Here is a 21,478-nt window from a genome sequence, read left to right on the forward strand (position 1 = left end):
TTCCTGGTGGCAGAACAGGGACAAGCCATCACGACCTGCGGGGCAGGGTGATGGCCATTGGGGGTGCCGGGTTGATCACTGGGTTTTCGCGGCCTTCAGGGCGTCAAGGACGGTGTCTGCGTGGCCGGCCACTTTCACCTTGCGCCACGACTGCACGATACGACTGTCGGGAGAAATGAGGAAGGTGCTGCGTTCGATGCCACGCACCTGCTTGCCGTACATGTTCTTCAGCTTGATCACGTCGAACGCGGTGCACAGTGCCTCGTCGCCATCGCTGATCAGCGGGAAGGCGAAGCCCTGCTTGGCGCAGAAGTTGTCGTGGGATTTGACCGAGTCCCGGGAGACGCCGAACACCCGGGCGTCGAGCCGGGTGAATGCGGGCAGCAGGGCATTGAAGTCGATGCCTTCGGTGGTGCAGCCCGGGGTGCTGTCCTTGGGGTAGAAGTACAGCACCAGCCACTGGCCGGCGAGATCGCCGAGGGTGGTGTGTTCGCCGCCGGACAGGGCCAGCGGCAGTGCGAGGGTGGTGCTGTCCAGGGTATCGCCGTTGTTCATGAGGTCCTTGCTTCGGAGCCTGAGTGACACGTCTTACAACTGCATGAAACACCGCGCGTTCGTGACGAACGCGCGAAGCCGTCAGAACTTCATCGGGTCCATGATCGCGTCCAGGTTGAGGTGGTCGCAGAACTCGAGGAAATCGTCGCGCAGGGCGGCGATGTGCATGTTGGCGGGCACGCCGATGGTGACCTGCGCCGAGAACATCTCCGCGCCGGTCTGCATGGCACGGTAACGCGTGCTCTGCAGGTTTTCGATGGTGATGCCCTGGCGGTCGAAGAAATCGGCCAGCTGGAACAGGATGCCCGGCTTGTCGGCGGCGATCACTTCCACGATGTAGGGCAGCAGGTTGGACTGGGCCTGTTTGGCACCGGTGCGGTACCAGACCAGCTTCAGGCCTTCCTCGCGCTCCAGGCGGGTGAGCATGGCTTCGAGCTTGGCAACCGAGTCCCACGAACCGGTGGCCAGTGCAGTGACCGAGACATCGCGGCCGACGGTGGCCAGGCGGGCATCGACCAGGTTGCAGCCGCTGTCGGCGATGCGCCGGGTGACGGGCAGCAGGGGGGACTCCGGATGCGTCGTGTAGGCGTTGATCAGGAGATGATTTTCGGTCGGCGCAGGCCGCGGCGTGGTGTCGGTCAAGGTGGTTCCGGTAATGCGGGATGAGTCTGAACGGCGCCGGCGACGGCGCGTTCACCGGAGTCCAGCATACTTGCCCGCGCTTTCGACCCGCAAGTAACATGCAACGTACGTCCGGCTGCCGTTTACGTGGCCCTCGTCCCCCTTTCTTCCGAGCATCGTTTCCTTGTCCCTTTCCGGTCTCATCACCGCGCTGGCCACGCCTTTCCAGGCCAATGGCGCATTGGATCCCGACGGTTGGCAGCGCTTGCTGCAGCTGCAACTGGAGGGTGGCGTTCACGGGGTGGTGGTAGCCGGGTCGACCGGCGAGGCCGCGACCCTGTCCGATGACGAATATGACCAGCTGCTGCGCAGTGCGGTGAAAACCGTGGCCGGGCGCGTGCCGGTCCTGGCCGGCACCGGCCTGTCCGGCACCGCCAAAACGATCGACCAGACCCGGCGCGCGGCCGCGGGCGGCGCCAGCCATGCGCTGGTGGTGACCCCGCCGTACGTGCGGCCGACCCAGGCAGGGCTGGTCGCGCACTACCGCGCGGTGGCCGACCAGGGCGGGCTGCCGGTCATCCTGTACAACGTGCCGGGCCGCACCGGCTGCGACATGCTGCCGGAGACGGTGGCCGAACTGGCCGCGCACCCGAACATCGTGGGCATCAAGGAGGCGGTGGGCGACGTGGGCCGGGTCCAGGCCCTGCTGGCCCTGCGTTCGCCGGGCTTCGCCATCCTCAGCGGCGACGATGGCACGGCGGCGCGCTCGATCCTGTCCGGTGTGGACGGGCTGATCTCGGTCGGCTCGAATGCGCTGCCGGGCGCGTACCGGCGCATGTGCGACCTGGCCGCGGCCGGGGAGCGCGAGGCCACGGCGGCCTGGGATGCCCGGCTTGAGCCCTTCCACGACTTCTGCGGCGTGGAGCCCAATCCGATTCCGGTGAAGGACCTGCTGCGCCGGATCGGCATCGGCCACGGCCTGCGCCTGCCGCTGCTGCCGCTGTCCGAGGCCCACCACGCGGCCGCTGAACACCTTGCCACCGATATCGGTGCGCTTGAAGCACTTTCCAGCCACTGAATCGCAGTGGCCTGACCCAGGAGATTCACATGCGTCATTCTGTTTCCGCCATCCGCGTGCTGTCGTTCGCGATCCTGGCTACCGCCACCCTGGTGGGTACCACCGGTTGCTTCAAGCGCGGCGCCAAGGGCGACTACGCTCTGGCCCCGGAAATGCGGCCGCTGGAAGTGCCGCCGGACCTGAACGCGCCGGGCAACAACCCGTCCGCGCAGATTCCGGTACTGGCCTCGCAGGCCGCGAAGCCGGCCCCGTCCACCCCCGCCGCCAATGCGGGCGGGTTCACGGTGCCGGGCAGCAAGGAAGACGTGTTCGGCAAGGTCGGCACGGCGCTGGAGTCGATCGACGGCGTGAAGATCGCCAGCAAGGCCCAGCTGCTGGGCTCGTATGACGTGGGCTACGAAGGCAGCGACTTCCTGGTCCGCGTGGTGGGCGTCGAAGCCGGCGTCTACGTCTCGGCCGTCGACCCGCGCGGCCTGCCGGCCACCGGCCCGGCCCCGACCAAGCTGCTGGGTGAGCTGAAGGCGAAGCTGGCGCCGTAAGGGGTGCTTCTCGGTAGGGGCCGGCGGTTGGTCGGTGGCCTGCGTTGAGATTGCAGCGTTTCATGAAGCCGCCGGGCGTTGCCCGGCGGCTTTTTGCATTTGGGCGAACAGCCGCTGGGCTGGTGGCTTGCCGTGCAGGGCCGGCGGGTGCGGGGGTACGGGACACGCCGTAAACACGTCCAAGTAGCAAACGTGTTCGGGAAGGCGGTGGCTGGTCGGTATACCCTGGATCGCAACCTGTTCCGTAGAGCCGGGCCCTGCCCGGCTGCTTCACGCATTTGGGCGAACAGCCGGTGGGCTGGTGGCTTGCCGTGCAGGGCCGGCGGGTGCGGGGGTACGGGACACGCCGTAAATACGTCCATGTAGGCTCGTAGAAAACTTGCTCGTCTACGCAATCCTGCGTAGACGGCAAGACCTGGGTTGGGCGTCCTGCCCAACCCGCCCGGCGCATGCGCCGGGCCCATGTTTTCTACGGTCCCGTACCCCCGCACCCGCCGACCCTCTGTCAGTTGGTCGGTGGCCACCCGAGATCAAAAGCGCCCTCGATCGTTTCAATGCGTTAGCGGGTGTGGATAGTGAAATGGCGGTTGTTTGGGAACCAACCCTGGTCTTCGGGCCTTGGTGCCCACCCATACGCCAGGAAGCCGGGGCGCCGTAGAGCGACGCCATGCGTCGCTGCTCCTTCCCCCCGCACTACGCGATCCCCGAGGGGGAGGCCGGCGGGTAGTGTCCGTAGGGACTGTCAAAAACATGGGTACGGCGCATGCGCCGGACGGGTTGGGCAGGACGCCCAACCCCGGTCTTGCCGTGTACGCAGGATCGCGTACACGCGCAAGTTTTTGCCAAGCCTTGCGGCGTGTCCCGGAGGGGGCTGCCCGCCGGCCTCCCCAGCACGGAACAATGAAACGCTGCTCTTGTCCTTGTCTTTAGCTTTTGCTTTAGCCAATAAAAAACCAACAAACAAAAAAGGCGCCCAAGGCGCCTTTTTCGTTTCACCGCTCCAGATACTGGAGCTTGTCCGGCTTGCCGTCCCATTCGCCGGCATCGGCGGGCGGGTCCTTGCGTACGGTCAGCACCGGCCAGGCCTTGGCCAGCTCGGCGTTGAGCGCCGCGAATTTTTCCTGGCCGGCGGGCACGTCGTCTTCGGGGAAGATCGCGTTGACCGGGCACTCGGGTTCGCACAGAGTGCAGTCGATGCACTCGTCCGGGTCGATCACCAGGAAGTTCGGGCCTTCATGGAAGCAATCCACGGGGCACACTTCCACGCAATCGGTGTGTTTGCACTTGATGCAGTTTTCGGTGACGACAAAAGGCATGGGGAAATCCGGCGTTAAGCCGTGCAATTCTAGAGCAGGTTGAACCTGAATGCTGGTGTGGCGTGCTCAGCCATGCATGCCGCGGGCCTTGGCGATCCGGTACAGGCCCCGCGCCGCAAGGCTTTCAGGTGCCTGGGCCGAGGTGAAGCCCAGCTGTGCCAACGCCACTGCATAGCGCTCGGTCAGCCCTGCGCTGCCCACCAGATGCACGCGCTGCGCGGGATCGGCCAGCGCGGCGATTTCATGGCCCACCAGCAGACCCGAAAGATAGGAGGGCGCCGCGCTGGGCGACAGTCGGTCGAACAGGCCCAGCGCCCGCACCCCGAACAGGTGGTGCAGCAGGCCGCCTGGCTCGCCGCTGCGTTGCACCCCTCGCGCGAAGGCGGCGGCGTCCAGCGCCTGCCCGTCGTCCATCAAGCGCCCAAGCAGACTGTGTGTGCGCAACAGCGCGAACAGCTCACCGGTCATCGCCGTGGCGAATCCGGTGAGGGCGCCCGCGCGCAGCGTTGCCCACTTGCTGTGCGTGCCCGGCAGGCAGACCTGCGCGCTGCCGGCGTGCAGGTCCAGCCCGAACAGCTGGGTTTCCTCGCCACGCATCACGTCCGGCGGGGCATCAGACGCAGCCACCGCCACCCCGGGCACGAACCACAGCGCACGCCCCGGCAGCGCCGCGTCCTGGTGTGGGTGCAGCGCGGCGGCCACATCGTCCAGCGTGGCCGGGCAGGGCAGGTAGGGCTGCTCGATCCAGCCGTTGCGGCTGCCGATCATGCCGCTCATCAGGATCGTGCCGGGCCAGCCGTCGACCAGGTCGGCCAGCACCGCAGCGAAGTTGCCGTCGCAGCCCAGGATGCCGCGCGCATCCGCACGCTGGTCGAGGATTGCGCCGTGTTCGTCGAGCAGGTAGCCGCGCAGGCTGCTGCTGCCCCAGTCGACCGCGATCATCCGCGGATCCGGCTCTCGGGCAGGCCCGGCTGCGCCTGGCGCGCGCTGAACAGGCTGCCGGCGTGCGTGCTCGCGGCCAGTTCCTCCGGCGTATGGTCCAGCCGCGAGCTGATCACATACAACGTGCGCAGATCGGTGCCACCGAAGGCGGCGCAGGTGGGATGCTTGACCGGCACCGGCTGCACCTGCAGCAGCGTGCCGTCGGTTGCGTAGCAGCTGACCTGGCGTGCGCGCCATTGGGCGTTCCAGACCCGTCCGGCCGCATCCACGGCCGAGCCATCCGGTTCGGCGGCGGTGTTGGCCAGGGCGGTGAATTCCCGCACGTTGCGGGTGCTGGCCTGCTCGGGGTCGTAATCGCAGGCCATGATCCGCGGCGATACCGAGTCGCACCAGTACAGGGTGCGGCCGTCGAGGCTGAAGCTGATCGCGTTGGGAATCACGATGCCGGGCAACGGCAGTTCGCGCAGGCCGTGGCGGGTGGAGTACTGGTAGAAGCGTCCGTCGGCGGCGCGCGCGGGATGTTCGTTCATGGTGCCGAACACGAAGTTGCCGTCGCGGTCGGCGCGGCCATCGTTGCTGCGCGTATAGGGCTTGTACGGCTCCACATCGGCCAGCCATTGCAGTGGCAGGGTGCCGTCGGTGGCTGTGGCCAGATCGGCGCGGTGCAGCGAACTCACCAGCGCGATGAGCAGCGTTCCGTCCTCGAACAGGCCAATGCAGCCGGGCCGGTCGGGCAGCGTCCAGTGCTGGGTGGTGCCGCTTTCCAGGCGGTGCTGCCACAAGCGGCGCTCGGCAATGTCGACCCACAGCAGGCTCTGCCGCTGTTCGCACCAGACCACGCCTTCGCCATGGGTGCAGCGGCTGTCCACCGCCAGCGTGGCCGGGGCCAGTTCAACGCTCATCGCGGCTCACCATTCGGCAACGGAACCGTCGGCGTGGCGCCAGACGGGGTTGCGCCAGTCGGGCGGATTCTCATGGGCATGGCGCAGGCGCTCCTCATCGATCTCCACACCCAGCCCGGGCTTGGGCAGGGCGGCGATGCTGCCATGGTCGCAGCGGAAGTCGTCCTTGTTCAACACATAATCGAGCAGGTCGGCGCCCTGGTTGTAGTGGATGCCGATGCTCTGTTCCTGCAGCACGGCGTTGTGCGAGACGAAATCCACCTGCAGGCAGGCCGCCAGCGCGACCGGCCCAAGCGGGCAGTGCGGCGCCAGCGCGACGTCGTGCGCCTCGGCCATGGCCGCGATCTTCAGGCATTCGGTGATGCCACCGGCATGCGACAGATCGGGCTGCAGCAGCGACAGGCCACCCTGCGCCAGCACCTGCTTGAACTCGAAGCGCGAGTACATGCGTTCGCCGGCGGCCAGCGGAATCGACGTGGATGCGGCCAGTCGCGGGTAGTACTCGGCCTGTTCGGGCAGCACCGGTTCCTCGACGAACAGCGGGCGGTACGGTTCCAGCTCCTTGAGCAGCACCCGGGCCATCGGCGCGCCGACGCGGCCATGGAAGTCCACCCCGAAGTCGATGCTGTCGCCGAAGGCGTCGCGCAGCGCGGCGACTTTGGCGATGGCGGCATCCACCGCGCGCGGGCTGTCCAGCAGCTGCATCTCTTCGGTGCCGTTGAACTTGAAGGTGTCGAAGCCGAGCGCACGGTAACGGTGCACCTGCTCGACCAGGTCGGCGGGGCGGTCGCCGCCCACCCAGCGGTAGGTCTTCATGCGGTCGCGCACCAGTCCGCCCAGCAGCTGGTAGACCGGCACGCCCAGCGCCTTGCCCTTGATGTCCCACAGCGCCTGGTCGACGCCGGCGATGGCGCTCATCAGGATCGCACCGCCCCGGTAGAAGCTGCCGCGGTACATGGTCTGCCACAGGTCGTTGATGCGGGTCGGGTCCTTGCCGACCAGCAGGTCCGACAGCTCGTGGACGGCGGCTTCGACCGTGCGTGCGCGCCCTTCGATCACCGGCTCGCCCCAGCCGACGATGCCCTCGTCGGTCTCGAGCTTCAGGAACAGCCAGCGCGGCGCGGCGTGGTAGGTAACCAGTCGGGTGATCTTCATCCGTGGGTCGTCCGGTATGCCAGGAGGAAGGCCTGTGCCTGCTGCTGCGTACGCTGCAGGGGCTGGGCCGGTTGGTAGAGATCGCCGCCGATGCCGGCACCAACGGCGCCTGCGCCAAGGTAGGCGGCGAGGTTGTCCGGGGTGATGCCGCCGACCACGTACAGCGGCAGCCCGGCCGGCAGCACCGCACGCAGGGCGCGCACGTGGCCGGGGCCGTAGGTGGCGGCGGGGAACAGCTTGAGCATCTGCGCACCCGCATCGATCGCGGCGAACGCCTCGCTGGCGGTCGCGAAACCGGCCATCACCTGCAGGCCGGCCGCCACCGCATGACGGATCAGCGCCGGACGCGTGTTCGGGGTGACGATGAAGCGCGCACCGGTCTCCACCAGCGCATCCACCTGCTGCTCGTGCAGCACGGTGCCGCCGCCGATCCATGCACGCGACCCGTAGGCCTGCTGTGCCAGCGCGATGCTGGCTTCCCAGCGTGGCGAGTTCAGCGGGACTTCGATGGCGTCATACCCGCCGTCCACCAGCGCGCCGACGTGGGCGAGGGTGTCCTCGGGCGTGATGCCGCGCAGGATCGCGACGAGAGGCAGCTGGAAGGTCGGTGCGGTCATGGCTACTCGTGGTAAAGCTGGGAACGGCCACCGTCGATCAGGATGTCGGTGGCATTGATGAAGCGTGCCTCGTCGCTGGCGAGGAACAGCGCGGTGTGGGCGACCTCAGCCGGCTCGCCGATGCGCCGGCAGGGCAGCAGCTGCTCCTGCTCGCGTCGCTTGGCGGCCGGGTCGGGGCTGTTGGCGAACCACGCCTCGATGCGCGGCACCAGGATCAGGCCGGGCGAAATCGAGTTCACCCGCACCCCCTGCGCGGCGTACTCGATGCCCAGCGCCTTGCTCAGCCCGATCAGGCCGTGCTTGGCCACCGGATAGGGAAACGCATGCGGGATGATCCGGTGGCCATGCACCGAGGCGATGTTGATGATCGCGCCGGCCTGCTGCGCCAGCATCGACGGCAGCACCGCGCGGCACACGTTCCAGGCGCCCTTCAGATTGAGGTCCAGGCAGCGTTCCCATTGCGCGTCGTCGAGCTGCAGCGGGTCGGCGAACACATCGGCGCCGGCGTTGTTGACCAGCACGTCGACCCGGCCGTGCGCGATCACGACCGCATCCACCAGGGCGCGTACCGCCGCCCCGTCGGTGATGTCGGCCAACTGGTAGTCCACATCCGGGTGCGCCTGGTGCGGGGGGTTCAGGTCCAGCCCGATCACCCGGGCGCCGTGATCGGCGAACAGCGCGGCGGTGGCCGCCCCGATGCCGCTGGCGGCGCCGGTGACCAGCGCGATCTTGTCCTTCAGTCGTTTACTCATCGAACAGCGTGTCCATGCGAAGTGCCAACGGCAGACGGTACGACAAAGCAGCAGCGGACAAGGCAGGGCTCCAGTAAGCGACGGGCGCGCAGGGCGCGGCGACCGAGCGGTGAGGGTTGCCCGCGAAGGTATTCATATCAAATGAATTTTTTCGGGCGATCTATTCCTGTGTTGAATACCGTGATTCAATGCGGCCACCAACGCTGAGCGGAATCGTGATGGCTATTGCGCAGGGCCCGTGGGTCAACGCCTCCCGGCTGAAGACCCGGCATTTGATGTTGCTGTTGCATCTCCACGAGCAGGGCTCGGTACTGCGGGCCGCCGAAGCGGCGAGCATGACCCAGCCGGCCGCGTCCAAGCTGCTGGCCGAAATGGAAGACATGCTCGGGGTCAAGCTGTTCGACCGCCACGCGCGCGGCATCGAGCCGACCTGGTACGGCCAGGTGCTGGTGCGCCGGGCGCGCTCGGCCATGTCCGAGATCGGGCGGGCCACCGAGGAGATCGCCGCGCTGCGCAGCGGGCACATGGGCCAGGTGTCCATCGGCACGGTGGTGAACCCGGGCACCAACCTGGTGCCGCAGGCCATCGCCGAGGTGAAGCGCGAGTTTCCCGACATCCTGATCCGGGTCGAGATGGACTACAGCCGGCCGCTGGTGGCGCGCCTGCTGGATGGCCAGCTGGACCTGGTGATCGGCCGCATCCTCGGCCCGGAGGGCGCCGCCGACCTGGCCTTCGAGGCCCTGGCGGACGAGCCGCACTCGGTCATCGCCCGCGCCGGTCACCCGCTGGCCAACCGCGACAGCCTGCAGTACGCCGAGCTGGCCCGCTACGGCTGGATCCTGCCGCCGGCCGACAGCGTGCTGCGCGCGCGGCTGGATGCCCTGTTCCTGGAACAGGGTCTGCCGGCGCCGAAGAACATCATCGAAACCAGCTCGCTGCCGGTGATGACCAGCCTGCTGCGCGGCAGCGACCTGCTGGCGGCCCTGCCGGTGGAGTCGGTGGCGCCGTACATCCAGGCCAAGCTGCTGACCGTGCTGCCGATCGATGTGGGGGTGCGGATGGAGTCGTTCGGCATCATCTACCGGCGCGGGCACGTATTGCCGCCCGCGGCCGAACGCATGCTGATGGCCCTGCGCACCACCGCGCGCTGGTTGTACCCCGGTCTGCGCGGGGAGGGCTGAGGGGTATTCTCGGTTGGAATACATCCAGCCCAATATTTTATTGGCATGGAATGGCTGCCGCTGCCTAAGCTGCCGGCGAGCCAACACCCATGAAGTGATGGCGGTGTTGTATCCCGCAGCGGCCATGCCGGCGCGGGCATAACCATAAAAACCTGATTGATACAGGCGGCGCCGAACGCGCCGTCCACCGTCAGCACATGTGTCCTGGGAGGGAAACATCATGTCAGTACGTCGTTGCCGTGGGGCGACAGGCGCGTCCGTGCCTGCGCGCACCCCTACCGTCCTGCGCCGTCGTGCGCTGGCGGTCTGCGTTTCCCTGCTGATTGCCGCACCGGCCATCGCACAGCAAAGTGATCTCCAGGACACCTCGGCGGCGGCTACCCAGCTGGACACCGTGCAGGTGACCGGTACCCGTGGCAGCGTCACCAAGGCGCAGCAGATCAAGCAGAACGCCGAGCAGATCGTCGACTCGATCGTGGCCGAAGACATCGGCAAGCTGCCCGACAACAACGTGGCCGAAGCCCTGCAGCGCATCTCGGGCATCCAGATCACGCGCAGCTACGGCGAAGGCAGCACCATCGCCATCCGCGGCCTGACCCAGGTCCGCACCGAGCTCAACGGGCGCGACATCTTCACCGCCAACGATGGCCGGGGGCTGAGCTTCGAAGACGTGTCGGCCGAGCTGCTGGGCGGCGTCAACGTCTACAAGAATCCGTCCGCGGAAATGATCGAGGGTGGCCTGGGTGGCACGGTCGACCTGCGCACGCGCCTGCCGTTCGACTATGAAGGCCGCAAGATCGCCGGCAGCCTGCAGTACAACCACTACGACCTGGCCGACGACAGCAAGCCGGCGTTCTCGGGCCTGTTCAGCGACCGCTGGCAGACCGGCATCGGCGAAATCGGCCTGCTGGTCAATTACTCGCAGCAGACCAGCCCGTTCCGCCAGGACACCATCTCGCTGGAGCCGTGGTACTCGCAGACCGACCTGCCCGGTTACGAAGGCACCGAGGTGTTCGTGCCGCACGGTGCCGGTGTCAACACCACCGTTGGCGAGCGCAAGCGTCGCACCGGCGCGGTGGCACTGCAGTGGCGCCCGCGCGATGACATCGAAGTGCAGGCGCAGGTGCTGCGCTCGGACTACGACTTCCGCTGGCAGGACTATTCGTTCTTCGCCTACAGCGGCGGCGACGCCATGCAGGGTGCGCGCGACATCGTGGTCAACGACCGCAACGAACTGGTCAGCGGCGTGTTCCAGAACACCCCGGCCGATTCCAACACCAGCCTCACCAAGCGCACGTCGATCACCACCGACTACTCGCTGGGCGCGACGTGGACGGTCACGCCGAACCTGACCCTCAGTACCGATTTCCAGTACGTGGATGCGACCACCAAGGGCACGCGCTACATCGTGGGCACCGGCATGAATGCCACGCCGTTCTACACGATCGACCTGCGCGGCGACCTGCCGTACCTGGCGATCACCGACGCGGCCGGTAACCAGGGCTACCTGACCGATCCGGCCAACTATGTCGGCTGGAAGTTCCACCTGGACAACAAGGACGACAACAAGGGCACCCAGTTCTCCTGGCGGTCGGACATGGACCTGGCGTTCGAGGATGGCTTCGCCCGCAGCCTGAAGGCCGGCGTGCGCTACACCGACCGCAAGGCCGAGAACCAGGGCAACGTGTGGCGCTTCATGTGGCTCGGTGCGCCGTTCGCCGACTTCCCGAACGTGGCGCTGGTACCCAACCCGATCACCGATTTCTTCCGTGGCGACGGGTATGCCTTCGGGCCGACCCTGAGTGCCTCCAGTGATTCGGTAAACAACTACGAACAGACCCTGGCCGACTTCGGCGCCGATCCGCTGGAATTCTCGCCCAACAACATCAACACCCAGCGCGAGAAGACCTACGCGGCCTACGGTGTGCTGCGCTTCGGCGTGGATGACTTCGCCGTGCCGTTCGATGGCAACATCGGCGTGCGCGTGGTGCGTACCGAGGTGACCTCCGACGGTGTGCGTACCGGCACCGATATCGAAGGGGGCGGCCTGCTGCCGGTGAACGTCGCGCAGTCCTATACCGATGTGCTGCCCAGCCTCAACCTGCGCTGGATGTTCACCGACCAGCTGCAGCTGCGGTTCGCCGCGTCGAAGGGCATCTCGCGCCCCGGCTTCGACAAGCTCAATCCAAACCTGAGCCTGAGCGCGACCGACGCCGGCGGCGTGACCCGGCGCACCGGCTCGGCCGGCAATCCCAACCTCAAGCCGATGGAAGCGACCCAGTTCGACACCTCGCTGGAGTGGTACTTCGGCCAGGGCTCCATGATGTACGGCACCGCCTTCTACAAGAAGGTCGACGGCTTCATCGCCAATGCGGTGTTCAACGAGGTGTATGCCGGCGACACGTGGGAGATCACCCGCCCGGTCAATGGCGACGACGGCAAGATCAAGGGCGTGGAAGTGGGCTATACCCAGTTCTTCGACTTCCTGCCGGGCTGGATGAGCCACTTCGGCCTGCAGACCAACTACACCTACGTCGATTCGAAGGCGCCCAGCCCGAATGCCACCGACACCAATGGCAGCCAGCTGGTGGTGCCGCTGGAAGGCCTGTCCAAGAACAGCTACAACGTGATCCTCAGCTATGAAGTGCCGCGTTTCCAGGCCCGCGTCGCCTACAACTGGCGCAGCGACTGGCTGATCACCACGGCCGGCAACGGCACCGGCAACCTGCCGGTGTACAACAAGGGCTTCGGCCAGCTCGATGCTTCGTTGCGCTTCAACATCAACGACATCTGGTCGGTCTCGCTGGACGGCATGAACCTGCTCGATACCCGCAACGAAAGCTATCTTGGCTACACCTCGCGCTACCGCGACTTCGTGATCAACGATCGTCGTTACGGCATCACCCTGCGCGCCAGCCTGTAAGGCGCGTGATCGTCTGTCGGCCTGCCTGCTTCGTGGACCGTCCTCTCCACCACGAAGCGGGCCAGGCTGCAGTTTCTGCTCCACCGGGAGGCCCGTGCATGACCCCCGCCATGTATCCACTGTTGTTGTCGTTGCGCGTGCCGGCCTGGCGTGACCGGTGCCGGGCGGGGTGGCTGGCAGGCCTGATGCTGGTGTTCCCGCTGCTCGCCCCGGCGGCGCCGACGACCACGCCGTATGCGTGGCGCAACGTGGCCATCGGTGGTGGCGGCTTCGTGACCGGGCTGGTGTTCCACCCGGCCGAGCGGGATCTTGTCTACGCGCGCACCGATGTCGGTGGCGCGTATCGCTGGGATGCGCCCGCGCAGCGGTGGACCGCCCTGACCGACTGGCTCGGGCGGGACGACGCCAACCTGACGGGCATCGGAAGCCTGGCCGTGGATGCGCGCGATCCGCAGCGTGTCTACCTGGCCGCTGGCACCTATACCCAACCGCAGGTGGGCAATGGCGCGATCCTGCGCTCGGCCGACCGCGGCGCGACCTTCGAGCGCATCGACCTGCCGTTCAAGCTGGGCGGCAACGAGCTGTCGCGCGGCAATGGCGAACGGCTGGCGGTGGACCCCAACGCGGGCGCCATCCTGCTGCTCGGCTCGCGTGCCAACGGCCTGTGGCGCAGCACCGACCACGGCGCCAGCTGGGCGCAGGTGGACACCTTTCCCGCCATCGCCCGCAGCGAACAGGCCAGCGCACCGGGCTGGAACGGTCCCCAGCAGATCGGCATCGTGTTCGTGCACTTCGATGCGCGCAGCGGCCAGGCCGGCACACCGACGCCCGTGATCCATGCGGCGGTGTCGACCACGGGGACCTCGCTGTACCGCTCCGATGATGGCGGCCGGCACTGGCAGCCGGTGCCTGGCCAGCCGCTGGGCCTGCGCCCGACCCGGATGGCGCAGGGCAGCGACGGCCGCCTGTACATCGCCTATGCCGACCTGCCGGGCCCGGACGCCATGCACAACGGTGCCCTGTGGCGGTTCGACCCGGCACAGTCGCGCTGGCAGGACATCAGCCCGGTGCCGCAGTCCAGCGATACCCAGGGCGACGGCTTCGGCTGGGGCGGGGTCAGCGTGGATGCGCGCGACCCGGACGTGGTCATGGCCAGTACCTTCAACCGCTTCGGCCCGCACGACGATATCTTCCGCAGCACCGATGGTGGGCGCAGCTGGCGGCCGGTGATCGCCGGTGCCGCGTTCTCACACGACAACGCACCGTGGACCGGACAGGCGTCGCCGCACTGGATCGCCGATGTACAGATCGACCCGTTCGATCCGGGGCACGTCCTGTTCGTCACCGGCTATGGCCTGTGGGCGAGCCGTGACATCCGCGCCGCCGACCGCGGCACGCCGGTGCAGTGGGCGTTCGACAACGCGGGGCTGGAGGAGACCGTGCCGCTGGACCTGGTGAGCCCGGCGCAGGGCGCGCACCTGCTCAGCGCGCTCGGCGACATCGATGGATTCCGCCATGACGACCTGCAGCGGTCGCCGCGGCAGTACGCCGGTCCACGCCTGACCAACAGCGAGAGCATCGACGTGGCCGCGCAGGCGCCGCTGCGGGTGGTGCGCAGTGGCACCGTGCGCCATCGGCGGCAGGGTGAGGTTCGCGCGGCGTGGTCCGAGGATGGCGGCGTGCGCTGGCAGGCCTTCGCCAGCGAACCGGGCGACGGCGAGGGGGCCGGCCGCATCCGGCTCTCCAGTGACGGTGGCACCGTGATCTGGCAGACCCTGCACGGCAGTCACTGGCGAACCCGCGACCAGGGCCGTCGCTGGCAGCCGGTACGCGGATTGCCGGCCACCGCCGTGGTGGTGGCCGACAGCGCCAACCCGCTGCACTGGTTCGGCTGGGATGCGCCCAGCGGCGCACTGCTGCGCAGTGACGATGGCGGTGCGAGCTTCCGTGCCGCGGCGGCGACGCGACCGACGACGATGCCGCGCCAGCCCGATGTCCGGGCGGACCCGCAGCAGCCCGGCGTGGTGCTGATCGGTGCCGGGCCGCAGGGCCTGCTGCGCTGGTCGCGCGATGGCGGTGTGGAGCGCGTCGGCGGTGTCGACGAGGCGGACAGCGTCGGCGTCGGCAGGGCCGCGCCGGGCCGCAGCGGATCCAGCCTGTTCGTGTCCGGACGGGTCAACGGCAGCCAGGGCCTGTTCCGCTCCGACGACGGCGGCGGTCACTGGCTGCGCATCGACGACGCGGCCCACCGCTTCGGCCATATCCAACGCGTCACCGGGGATCCGCGCCTGCACGGGCGCGTGTACTTCGCCACCGGTGGGCGCGGCATCATCCAGGGAGATCCACGATGAAACACCTGTACGTCCTTGCCCCGGCGCTGGCGGCCTTGCTGGCGGCCGGTACCGTCCGCGCCGCGCCGGTGCTGCCGCTGCTGTTCTCCGACGGCGCGGTGCTGCAGCGCGACCAGCCGCTGCCGGTGTGGGGTACGGCAACCCCGGGGGCCCAGCTCACGGTGCGTCTGGACGGGCGAACCGCCAGCGCCACGACCGATGCAGGCGGGCGCTGGCAGGTGCTGCTGCCCGCGCACGCGGCCGGCGGTCCGTTCGAGTTGCAGGTGGAGGGCGACGGCGGCGCGCTGCAGGTGCGCGACGTGCTGTTCGGCGACGTGTGGCTGGCGAGCGGTCAGTCCAACATGGAGTGGCCGCTGTACGACACCCAGGATGCCGCCGCCGCTGTGGCGGCGGCCGACGATGGCCAGCTGCGCCAGTTCAAGGTACCCAAATCCTGGTCCGGCGCGCCCGAGCGCACGCTGGCCGGCGGCCAGTGGAAGGCCGCCACGCCCGCCAATGCAGGCACCTTCTCCGCCGTCGGCTACTACTTCGCGCGCGACCTGCGCGCGCACCTCGGCGTGCCGATCGGCATCATCGACAGCACCTGGGGGGGCAGCACCATCGAGGCATGGATGCCCGCCGCCCTGCAGGGCGTGGACGCGCGCGCGCTCGCCACCCGGATGCAGGCCCGGAAAGCACAGGATGCGCAGACCCTCGCCGAGGTGCGCCAGCGCCTTGCGCGCTGGACGGGCGTCGACGAACAGCCACAGTGGGCCGCGCCCGACCACGACACCCGCGACTGGGTACCGGCCACGCTGCCGGGGCTGTGGGAAACCACCGGCTACGCCGGCATGGACGGCGTCGGCTGGTACCGCGCCACGTTCACCCTCAGCGCTGCGCAGGCACGGCAGGGCGGCAGCGTCGGTGTGGGCCGCATCGACGATTCGGATCGCACCTACGTCAACGGCGTGCAGATCGGCGCCACCGCGATGGCCTGGAACACGCCGCGGGTGTATCCGGTGGCGGCAGGTCACTGGACGGCCGGGCGCAACGTGGTTGCGGTGCGCGTCGAGGACTTCGGCGGTGGCGGCGGCATCCACGGCCAGGACGATGAACTGTTCGTCCGCCTGGCCGATGGCAGCCGGGTGCCGCTGCAGGACTGGCGCTTCCACCCGGGCAAGGTGACGGTGGCGCTGGACGACGACAAGAACCAGACCGCCACGCTGCTGTACAACCGCATGATCCACCCGTTGCCGCCGTTCCCGGTCAAGGGCGTGATCTGGTACCAGGGCGAGAGCAATGCCACCAACAGCGGTGCGCTGGCCTACCGCGATCAGTTCAAGGCGCTCATCGAACAATGGCGTCGCGACTGGAGCGCGCCCGCGCTGCCGTTCGTGTGGGTGCAGCTGGCCAGCTTTGGCGCCGGCGAAGACCATGGCGATGAGAGCCCGTGGGCGGTACTGCGCGAATCGCAGTCCGCCGCACTCTCGCTGCCGAAGACGGCGCAGGTGGTGACCATCGACATCGGCAACGCCAGCGACATCCACCCGCGCAACAAGCGCGACGTCGGCGCGCGCCTGGCGCTGGCCGCACGCCACGTGGCCTACGGCGAAACCGGGGTGTTCAGTGGCCCGGTGCGGCAGGCAGTGCGCTTCGACGGCGACCAGGCCGTGGTGGCGTTCAACCTGCACGGAAGCGCGCTGGCGGTACGCGGCGGCGGAAGGCAGGTGCAGGGCTTCATGCTGGCCGGTGCGGACCGCCGCTTTCATCCCGCACAGGGGCGGATAGAGGGAGACCGCGTCATCGTGCGCAGCGCGGCGGTCGCCCAGCCGGTGGCCGTGCGCTATGCCTGGCGCGAGAACCCGGCCGACGCCGACCTGATCAATTCGCAACAGCTACCGGCGTCGCCGTTCCGCAGCGATACCTGGTGACCACAAGGAACCCGTGCATGTCCCCGACCACGCAACCGTCTTCGTTGTTCCCATGCCCCAGGCTGCTGCCCGCCGCACTGGTGTGCCTGCTGGCCGCCTGCCAGCCCACGCCGACGCCCGTGGAGGGGGCGGCGACCGCTGATGCGCCTGGCACCCCTGCGGCCAGCAAGGCGGCAGCTGCGGAGGCGCCCCTTCCACGGTTCACCAGCAAGGACGGCAGACATGCGCTGCTGGTCGACGGTGCGCCGTTCCTGGTGCTGGGCGCGCAGGTGAACAACTCCAGCAACTACCCGGCGGCGCTGGACGCGGTCTGGCCGGCGGTGAAGGTGATCGGCGCCAATACCGTGCAGGTTCCGATTGCCTGGGAGCAGGTCGAGCCCGAGGAGGGGCGGTTCGATTTCTCCTTCGTCGATACGCTGCTGGCGCAGGCGCGCGCGCATGACGTGCGGCTGGTGCTGCTGTGGTTCGGCACCTGGAAGAACAATGGTCCGGCCTACACGCCGCATTGGGTGAAGACCGACAATACGCGGTTCCCGCGCGTGGTCACCCGCGACGGGCGCAGCATCGGCTCGCTGTCGCCGCATGCGCAGGCCACGCTGGATGCCGACCGCAAGGCGTTCGTTGCCTTCATGCAGCACCTCAAGGCCGCCGACCCGCAGCGCACCGTGATCATGGTGCAACCGGAGAACGAGCCGGGCACCTACGGCAGCGTGCGTGATTTCTCGCCGATGGCGCAGAAACTGTTCGAGGGACCGGTGCCGGCCGAACTGCTGCAGAAGCTGGGCAAGTCGCCCGGCAGCTGGGCACAGGTGTTCGGTGCCGACGCCGACGAGTTCTTCCACGCGTGGTCGATCGGTCGCTTCATCGACCAGGTCACCGAGGCCGGCAAGGCCGTGTACCCCTTGCCGATGTACGTCAACGGCGCGCTGCGCGGGCCGTTCAACCCGGGCCAGCCCGGGCAGTACGCCAGCGGCGGGCCCACCGACAACGTGCTGGACGTGTGGAAGGCCGCCGGCCCGCACATCGATCTGCTCGCGCCGGACATCTACATGCCCGAGCACCGGATGTACACCACGGTGCTGCAGCGCTACGCCCGCCCGGACAACGCGCTGTTCGTCGCCGAGACCGGCAACGCGCCGCCCTACGCGCGCTACCTGTTCCCGACGCTGGGCCACGACGGCATCGGCTGGTCCACCTTCGGCATCGACTTCAGCCACTACAGCAACTACCCGCTGGGCGCGAAGAAGGTGGACGAGGAAACGCTGGCCCCGTTCGCCACCGGCTTCCAGCTGGTCGGCCTGGGCATGCGTGAATTCGCCAGGGCCTCGGCCGAGGGCAAGCTGCACGGCGTGGCCGAAGCGGCGGGGCAGGCGGTGCAGGACGTGCCGCTCAACGCACGCTGGCGCGCCACCGTCACCTATGGCGTGCCGCAGTTCTGGTTCCAGGGCCAGCCACCCGGGAACCCCGAGCCGATCGGCAGCGCGCTGATCGCCGAGCTGGGTCCGGATGAATTCCTGATCACCGCGCAGCATGCACGCGTGACCCTGCACCCGGCCAGCGAGGCCACCGCGAACATGGTGCTCGATCGCGTCGAGGAAGGGTTCTACAAGGACGGCACGTGGCAGTTCCAGCGCAACTGGAACGGCGACCAGACCGATTACGGATTGAATTTCACCACGGCGCCGCAGCTGCTGAAGGTCACGCTGGCAACGTATTGAACCGCCGCTGCCTGGCAGCGGCGACACGAACGGACGAGGGAGCATTGAATGCGTTACATGAGCGTACTGAGCATGCCATTGCTGGCACTGCTGGCGAGCCCGGCGCTGGCCCAGAGCCACCGGGTGCTGGACAACGGCGTGGTGGTGGTGCCAGCGCAGGCCGGCGCCGCGCAGGTCCGGCTGGAACTGGTGGATGACAACATCGTGCGGGTCAGCGCCGAGCCCAAGGGTGACTTCACGCGCACCCCCAGCCTGATGCGCGTGCCGTTGGCGTCCACGCCGCGCTTCAAGGTGGAGCAGGCCGATGGCAGCGTGCGCCTGGTGGCAGCGGGGATCACCGCCGACGTCTCCGAAGCCGACGGTCATGTCAGCTTCCGTGACGCGGCGGGCAAGCCGCTGCTGGCCGAGCGCGCCGGTGGCCGCAGCTTTGCGCCGCTCGGCGTGGACGGCAAGGCGTACTACAGCGTGCGCCAGCGCTTCGAATCGCCGGCCGACGAAGCCGTCTACGGGTTCGGCCAGCACCAGCAGGGCTGGATGAACCAGAAGGGCCGTGATGTCGAACTGCTCCAGAGCAACATCGACATGGCCGTGCCGTTTTTCGTCTCCAGCCGCAACTACGGGCTGCTCTGGGACAACAACTCGATCAGCCGCCTCGGCGATCCGCGTGGCCTGCAGCCACTGCAGGCGTCACTGAAGGTCTACGACGCGCAGGGTCGGCCCGGGGCACTCACCGCCCGCTACAGCGTGGGCGGCAAGGTCCAGGTGGAGCGCCGCGAGCCGGAGGTGAACTACCAGTACATCAAGGACCTGGCCGCCTTCCCGGCCAAGGCGAAGAACCCGGCCGAAGGCGGGCGCTCGCAGGTGGTCTGGGAAGGTGCGATCGAGGCACAGACCGCCGGTCGGCACACCTTCTCGCTGTACGGCAGCGAATACATCAAGCTGTGGGTGGACGGCAAGCCGGTGATCGACCGCTGGCGCCAGAACTGGAACCCCTGGCATCACGAGTTCGCGCTGGAACTGACGCCCGGTACGAAGCACGCCATCAAGGTCGAGTGGGACCTGATCGACCCCAGCTACATCGCGCTGCTGCACCGTGACCCGCAGCCTGCGGGCGAGGCCGCCGACCTGTCGCTGTGGTCCGAGGCCGCCCATATGGTGGACTACTACGTGGTGGCCGGTGCCGACGCCGATGAAGTGATCGCCGGCTACCGCACGCTGACCGGCAAGGCGGTCATGCTGCCCAAGTGGGCCTACGGTTTCTGGCAGAGCCGCGAGCGCTACAAGAGCCAGGACGAACTGCTGGGCGTGCTCGACGAGTACCGCCGGCGCAAGCTGCCCATCGACAACATCGTGCTGGACTGGTCGTACTGGCCGGAAGATGCGTGGGGCTCGCATGACTTCGACCCGAAGCACTTCCCCGACCCGGACGGCATGGTCAAGCACATCCATGACCAGCATGCGCAGGTCATGATCTCGGTGTGGCCGAAGTTCTACCCGACCACGGCCAACTACAAGGAACTGGACGCGGCCGGCTTCATGTACCACCGCAACGTGGAGGTGGGTGAGCTGGACTGGATCGGCAAGGGCTACAGGAACTCCTTCTATGACCCCTATGCCCTGCAGGCGCAGCAGATCTACTGGCGCCAGATCAACGAGAAGCTGAACAGCAAGGGCTTCGATGCCTGGTGGATGGACGCCGACGAACCGGACGTGCATTCCAACCTGGATATCGGTGAGCGCAAGGCGCGCACCACGCCCACCGCGCTGGGCCCGTCGACCGAGTTCTTCAATTCCTATCCGTTGCCGCATACCCAGGGCGTGTACCAGGGCGACCGCGCGGCCGACGGCCAGCGTGTCTTCATCCTGTCGCGCAAGGGGTATGCCGGCACGCAGCGCAACGCGGTAGCGGTGTGGAGCGGCGACATCGTGTCGCGTTGGGATGACATGCGCGAGCAGGTCTCGGCCGGCGTGAACACCTCGATGTCGGGGCTGCCGAACTGGACGTTCGACATCGGCGGCTTCTCCACCGAGAAGCGCTATTCGGAAGAAGATCCCGCGCACCTGCCGGAATGGCGCGAACTCAACACCCGCTGGTTCCAGTTCGGCGCGTTCGTGCCGCTGTTCCGTTCGCACGGCCAATACCCGTTCCGCGAAATCTGGAACATCGCCCCGGAAGGCACGCCGTACTACGACAGCATGGTGTACTACACCCGCCTGCGTTACACGCTGCTGCCCTACATCTACACGCTGGCGGCCGATACCTGGCACCACGACGGCAGCATCATGCGCGGCATGGCGATGGACTTCCCGGCCGACCCGGCCGTGCGCGACATCAATGACCAGTACCTGTTCGGTCCCTCGCTGCTGGTCGCCCCGGTGACCACCTTCGGCGCCACCTCGCGCAAGGTGTATCTGCCGGCCGGCACCACCTGGCTGGACTACTACACCGGCCAGCGCCTGCAGGGCGGCCAGACCATCGACGCCGCCGCGCCGCTGCAACGCATGCCGCTGTACGTGCGGGCGGGCGCGATCGTGCCGATCGGGCCGGTGCAGCAGTACGTGGACGAACAGCCGGACGCGCCGCTTACCGTGGTGGTCTACACCGGTGCCGATGGTCGGTTCTCGCTGTACGAGGATGACGGCCGCAGCTACGGCTACGAGCAGGGCCAGTTCAGCCGTATTCCCCTGCAGTGGGACCAGGCCCGCGGTGAACTGCGCATTGGCGCGCGCGAAGGTCGCTGGAAGGGCATGCCTGCGTCGCGCACCTTCAACGTGCGCTTCGTCGACGGCCCGCGTGCCGATGCGGGCGCGCTGGCACCGGCGAGCGACCAGACGCTGCGCTACGACGGCACCGCCGTGGTCGTGCGGCAGCGCAAGATGGCAGGCGCGCGCTGAGCGCCTACCATGCAGATGACTAC

General features: G+C 68.0%; 16 protein-coding genes. 8 read left to right on the forward strand and 8 right to left on the reverse strand.

Features of this window, described 5'->3' with window-relative positions:
• Positions 1-75 precede the first annotated feature (75 nt).
• Positions 76-555: a peroxiredoxin gene (locus tag AC3ITN_RS07520; RefSeq protein ID WP_313343924.1), complete on the reverse strand. Its 480-nt coding sequence runs from the start codon at positions 553-555 to the stop codon at positions 76-78.
• Between the two features lie 81 nt (positions 556-636).
• Entirely contained in the window at positions 637-1,197 is a 561-nt protein-coding gene (locus tag AC3ITN_RS07525; RefSeq protein WP_019183297.1) for a glycine cleavage system transcriptional repressor, read from the reverse strand.
• 163 nt (positions 1,198-1,360) lie between these two features.
• On the opposite strand from AC3ITN_RS07525, the gene dapA reads away from it, so the two are divergent.
• Positions 1,361-2,254: a 4-hydroxy-tetrahydrodipicolinate synthase gene (gene dapA, locus AC3ITN_RS07530; RefSeq protein WP_313343927.1), complete on the forward strand. Its 894-nt coding sequence runs from the start codon at positions 1,361-1,363 to the stop codon at positions 2,252-2,254.
• A 29-nt stretch (positions 2,255-2,283) separates the two neighbouring features.
• A complete protein-coding gene (locus AC3ITN_RS07535; RefSeq protein WP_489392519.1) occupies positions 2,284-2,793 on the forward strand; it encodes a hypothetical protein in 510 nt (169 codons plus the stop codon).
• Between the two features lie 992 nt (positions 2,794-3,785).
• On the opposite strand, the gene fdxA is transcribed toward AC3ITN_RS07535, so the two are convergent.
• The 6 genes from fdxA to AC3ITN_RS07565 all read right to left on the reverse strand — a co-directional run bounded on the left by fdxA (position 3,786) and on the right by AC3ITN_RS07565 (position 8,477).
• Positions 3,786-4,109: a ferredoxin FdxA gene (fdxA, locus tag AC3ITN_RS07540; RefSeq protein ID WP_313343933.1), complete on the reverse strand. Its 324-nt coding sequence runs from the start codon at positions 4,107-4,109 to the stop codon at positions 3,786-3,788.
• A gap of 66 nt (positions 4,110-4,175) precedes the next feature.
• Positions 4,176-5,051, reverse strand: coding sequence for a 2-dehydro-3-deoxygalactonokinase (locus tag AC3ITN_RS07545; RefSeq protein ID WP_489392520.1), 876 nt, complete (start codon positions 5,049-5,051; stop codon positions 4,176-4,178).
• The gene (locus AC3ITN_RS07550; protein ID WP_489392521.1) at positions 5,048-5,953 is read right to left on the reverse strand and encodes an SMP-30/gluconolactonase/LRE family protein; all 906 of its coding nucleotides are present in this window, start codon (positions 5,951-5,953) and stop codon (positions 5,048-5,050) included. The genes AC3ITN_RS07545 and AC3ITN_RS07550 overlap by 4 nt, the downstream gene beginning before the upstream one ends.
• A gap of 6 nt (positions 5,954-5,959) precedes the next feature.
• Positions 5,960-7,108: a galactonate dehydratase gene (gene dgoD, locus AC3ITN_RS07555; protein ID WP_489392522.1), complete on the reverse strand. Its 1,149-nt coding sequence runs from the start codon at positions 7,106-7,108 to the stop codon at positions 5,960-5,962.
• Positions 7,105-7,725, reverse strand: a complete 621-nt coding sequence (locus tag AC3ITN_RS07560; protein WP_489392523.1) for a 2-dehydro-3-deoxy-6-phosphogalactonate aldolase — start codon at positions 7,723-7,725, stop codon at positions 7,105-7,107. Before AC3ITN_RS07560 ends, dgoD begins: the two co-directional genes overlap by 4 nt.
• Before the next feature lie 2 nt (positions 7,726-7,727).
• Positions 7,728-8,477 carry an SDR family oxidoreductase gene (locus AC3ITN_RS07565; RefSeq protein WP_489392524.1) on the reverse strand — a complete coding sequence of 250 codons (750 nt, stop codon included), beginning with the start codon at positions 8,475-8,477 and terminating at the stop codon, positions 7,728-7,730.
• Positions 8,478-8,695: 218 nt separating this feature from the next.
• Here AC3ITN_RS07565 and AC3ITN_RS07570 point away from each other — a divergent pair, with 218 nt between their 5' ends.
• The 6 genes from AC3ITN_RS07570 (at position 8,696) to AC3ITN_RS07595 (ending at position 21,455) form a co-directional block, all read left to right on the forward strand.
• A complete protein-coding gene (locus AC3ITN_RS07570; RefSeq protein ID WP_489392525.1) occupies positions 8,696-9,658 on the forward strand; it encodes a LysR substrate-binding domain-containing protein in 963 nt (320 codons plus the stop codon).
• Between the two features lie 220 nt (positions 9,659-9,878).
• The gene (locus tag AC3ITN_RS07575) at positions 9,879-12,581 is read left to right on the forward strand and encodes a TonB-dependent receptor (RefSeq protein WP_489392526.1); all 2,703 of its coding nucleotides are present in this window, start codon (positions 9,879-9,881) and stop codon (positions 12,579-12,581) included.
• A gap of 122 nt (positions 12,582-12,703) precedes the next feature.
• On the forward strand, positions 12,704-14,932 hold the full coding sequence (locus AC3ITN_RS07580) for a WD40/YVTN/BNR-like repeat-containing protein (RefSeq protein ID WP_489392889.1): 2,229 nt from the start codon (positions 12,704-12,706) through the stop codon (positions 14,930-14,932).
• Positions 14,929-16,842, forward strand: coding sequence for a sialate O-acetylesterase (locus AC3ITN_RS07585; RefSeq protein WP_489392527.1), 1,914 nt, complete (start codon positions 14,929-14,931; stop codon positions 16,840-16,842). Before AC3ITN_RS07580 ends, AC3ITN_RS07585 begins: the two co-directional genes overlap by 4 nt.
• A gap of 17 nt (positions 16,843-16,859) precedes the next feature.
• Positions 16,860-18,560: a DUF5597 domain-containing protein gene (locus tag AC3ITN_RS07590; RefSeq protein WP_489392528.1), complete on the forward strand. Its 1,701-nt coding sequence runs from the start codon at positions 16,860-16,862 to the stop codon at positions 18,558-18,560.
• 48 nt (positions 18,561-18,608) lie between these two features.
• Entirely contained in the window at positions 18,609-21,455 is a 2,847-nt protein-coding gene (locus AC3ITN_RS07595; protein ID WP_489392529.1) for a TIM-barrel domain-containing protein, read from the forward strand.
• Positions 21,456-21,478 lie beyond the last annotated feature (23 nt).

Source organism: Stenotrophomonas sp. KH_036_B (assembly GCF_057839485.1).

What these genes read in the sequence shown, in the direction of transcription:
- AC3ITN_RS07575 (WP_489392526.1), top strand. Translation starts at nt 9,879, where the DNA reads ATGTCAGTACGTCGTTGCCGTGGGGCGACAGGCGCGTCCGTGCCTGCG.
- AC3ITN_RS07520 (WP_313343924.1), bottom strand. Translation starts at nt 555, where the DNA reads ATGAACAACGGCGATACCCTGGACAGCACCACCCTCGCACTGCCGCTG.
- AC3ITN_RS07585 (WP_489392527.1), top strand. Translation starts at nt 14,929, where the DNA reads ATGAAACACCTGTACGTCCTTGCCCCGGCGCTGGCGGCCTTGCTGGCG.
- AC3ITN_RS07595 (WP_489392529.1), top strand. Translation starts at nt 18,609, where the DNA reads ATGCGTTACATGAGCGTACTGAGCATGCCATTGCTGGCACTGCTGGCG.
- AC3ITN_RS07565 (WP_489392524.1), bottom strand. Translation starts at nt 8,477, where the DNA reads ATGAGTAAACGACTGAAGGACAAGATCGCGCTGGTCACCGGCGCCGCC.
- AC3ITN_RS07590 (WP_489392528.1), top strand. Translation starts at nt 16,860, where the DNA reads ATGTCCCCGACCACGCAACCGTCTTCGTTGTTCCCATGCCCCAGGCTG.
- fdxA (WP_313343933.1), bottom strand. Translation starts at nt 4,109, where the DNA reads ATGCCTTTTGTCGTCACCGAAAACTGCATCAAGTGCAAACACACCGAT.
- dgoD (WP_489392522.1), bottom strand. Translation starts at nt 7,108, where the DNA reads ATGAAGATCACCCGACTGGTTACCTACCACGCCGCGCCGCGCTGGCTG.
- AC3ITN_RS07560 (WP_489392523.1), bottom strand. Translation starts at nt 7,725, where the DNA reads ATGACCGCACCGACCTTCCAGCTGCCTCTCGTCGCGATCCTGCGCGGC.
- AC3ITN_RS07545 (WP_489392520.1), bottom strand. Translation starts at nt 5,051, where the DNA reads ATGATCGCGGTCGACTGGGGCAGCAGCAGCCTGCGCGGCTACCTGCTC.
- AC3ITN_RS07535 (WP_489392519.1), top strand. Translation starts at nt 2,284, where the DNA reads ATGCGTCATTCTGTTTCCGCCATCCGCGTGCTGTCGTTCGCGATCCTG.
- AC3ITN_RS07570 (WP_489392525.1), top strand. Translation starts at nt 8,696, where the DNA reads ATGGCTATTGCGCAGGGCCCGTGGGTCAACGCCTCCCGGCTGAAGACC.
- AC3ITN_RS07550 (WP_489392521.1), bottom strand. Translation starts at nt 5,953, where the DNA reads ATGAGCGTTGAACTGGCCCCGGCCACGCTGGCGGTGGACAGCCGCTGC.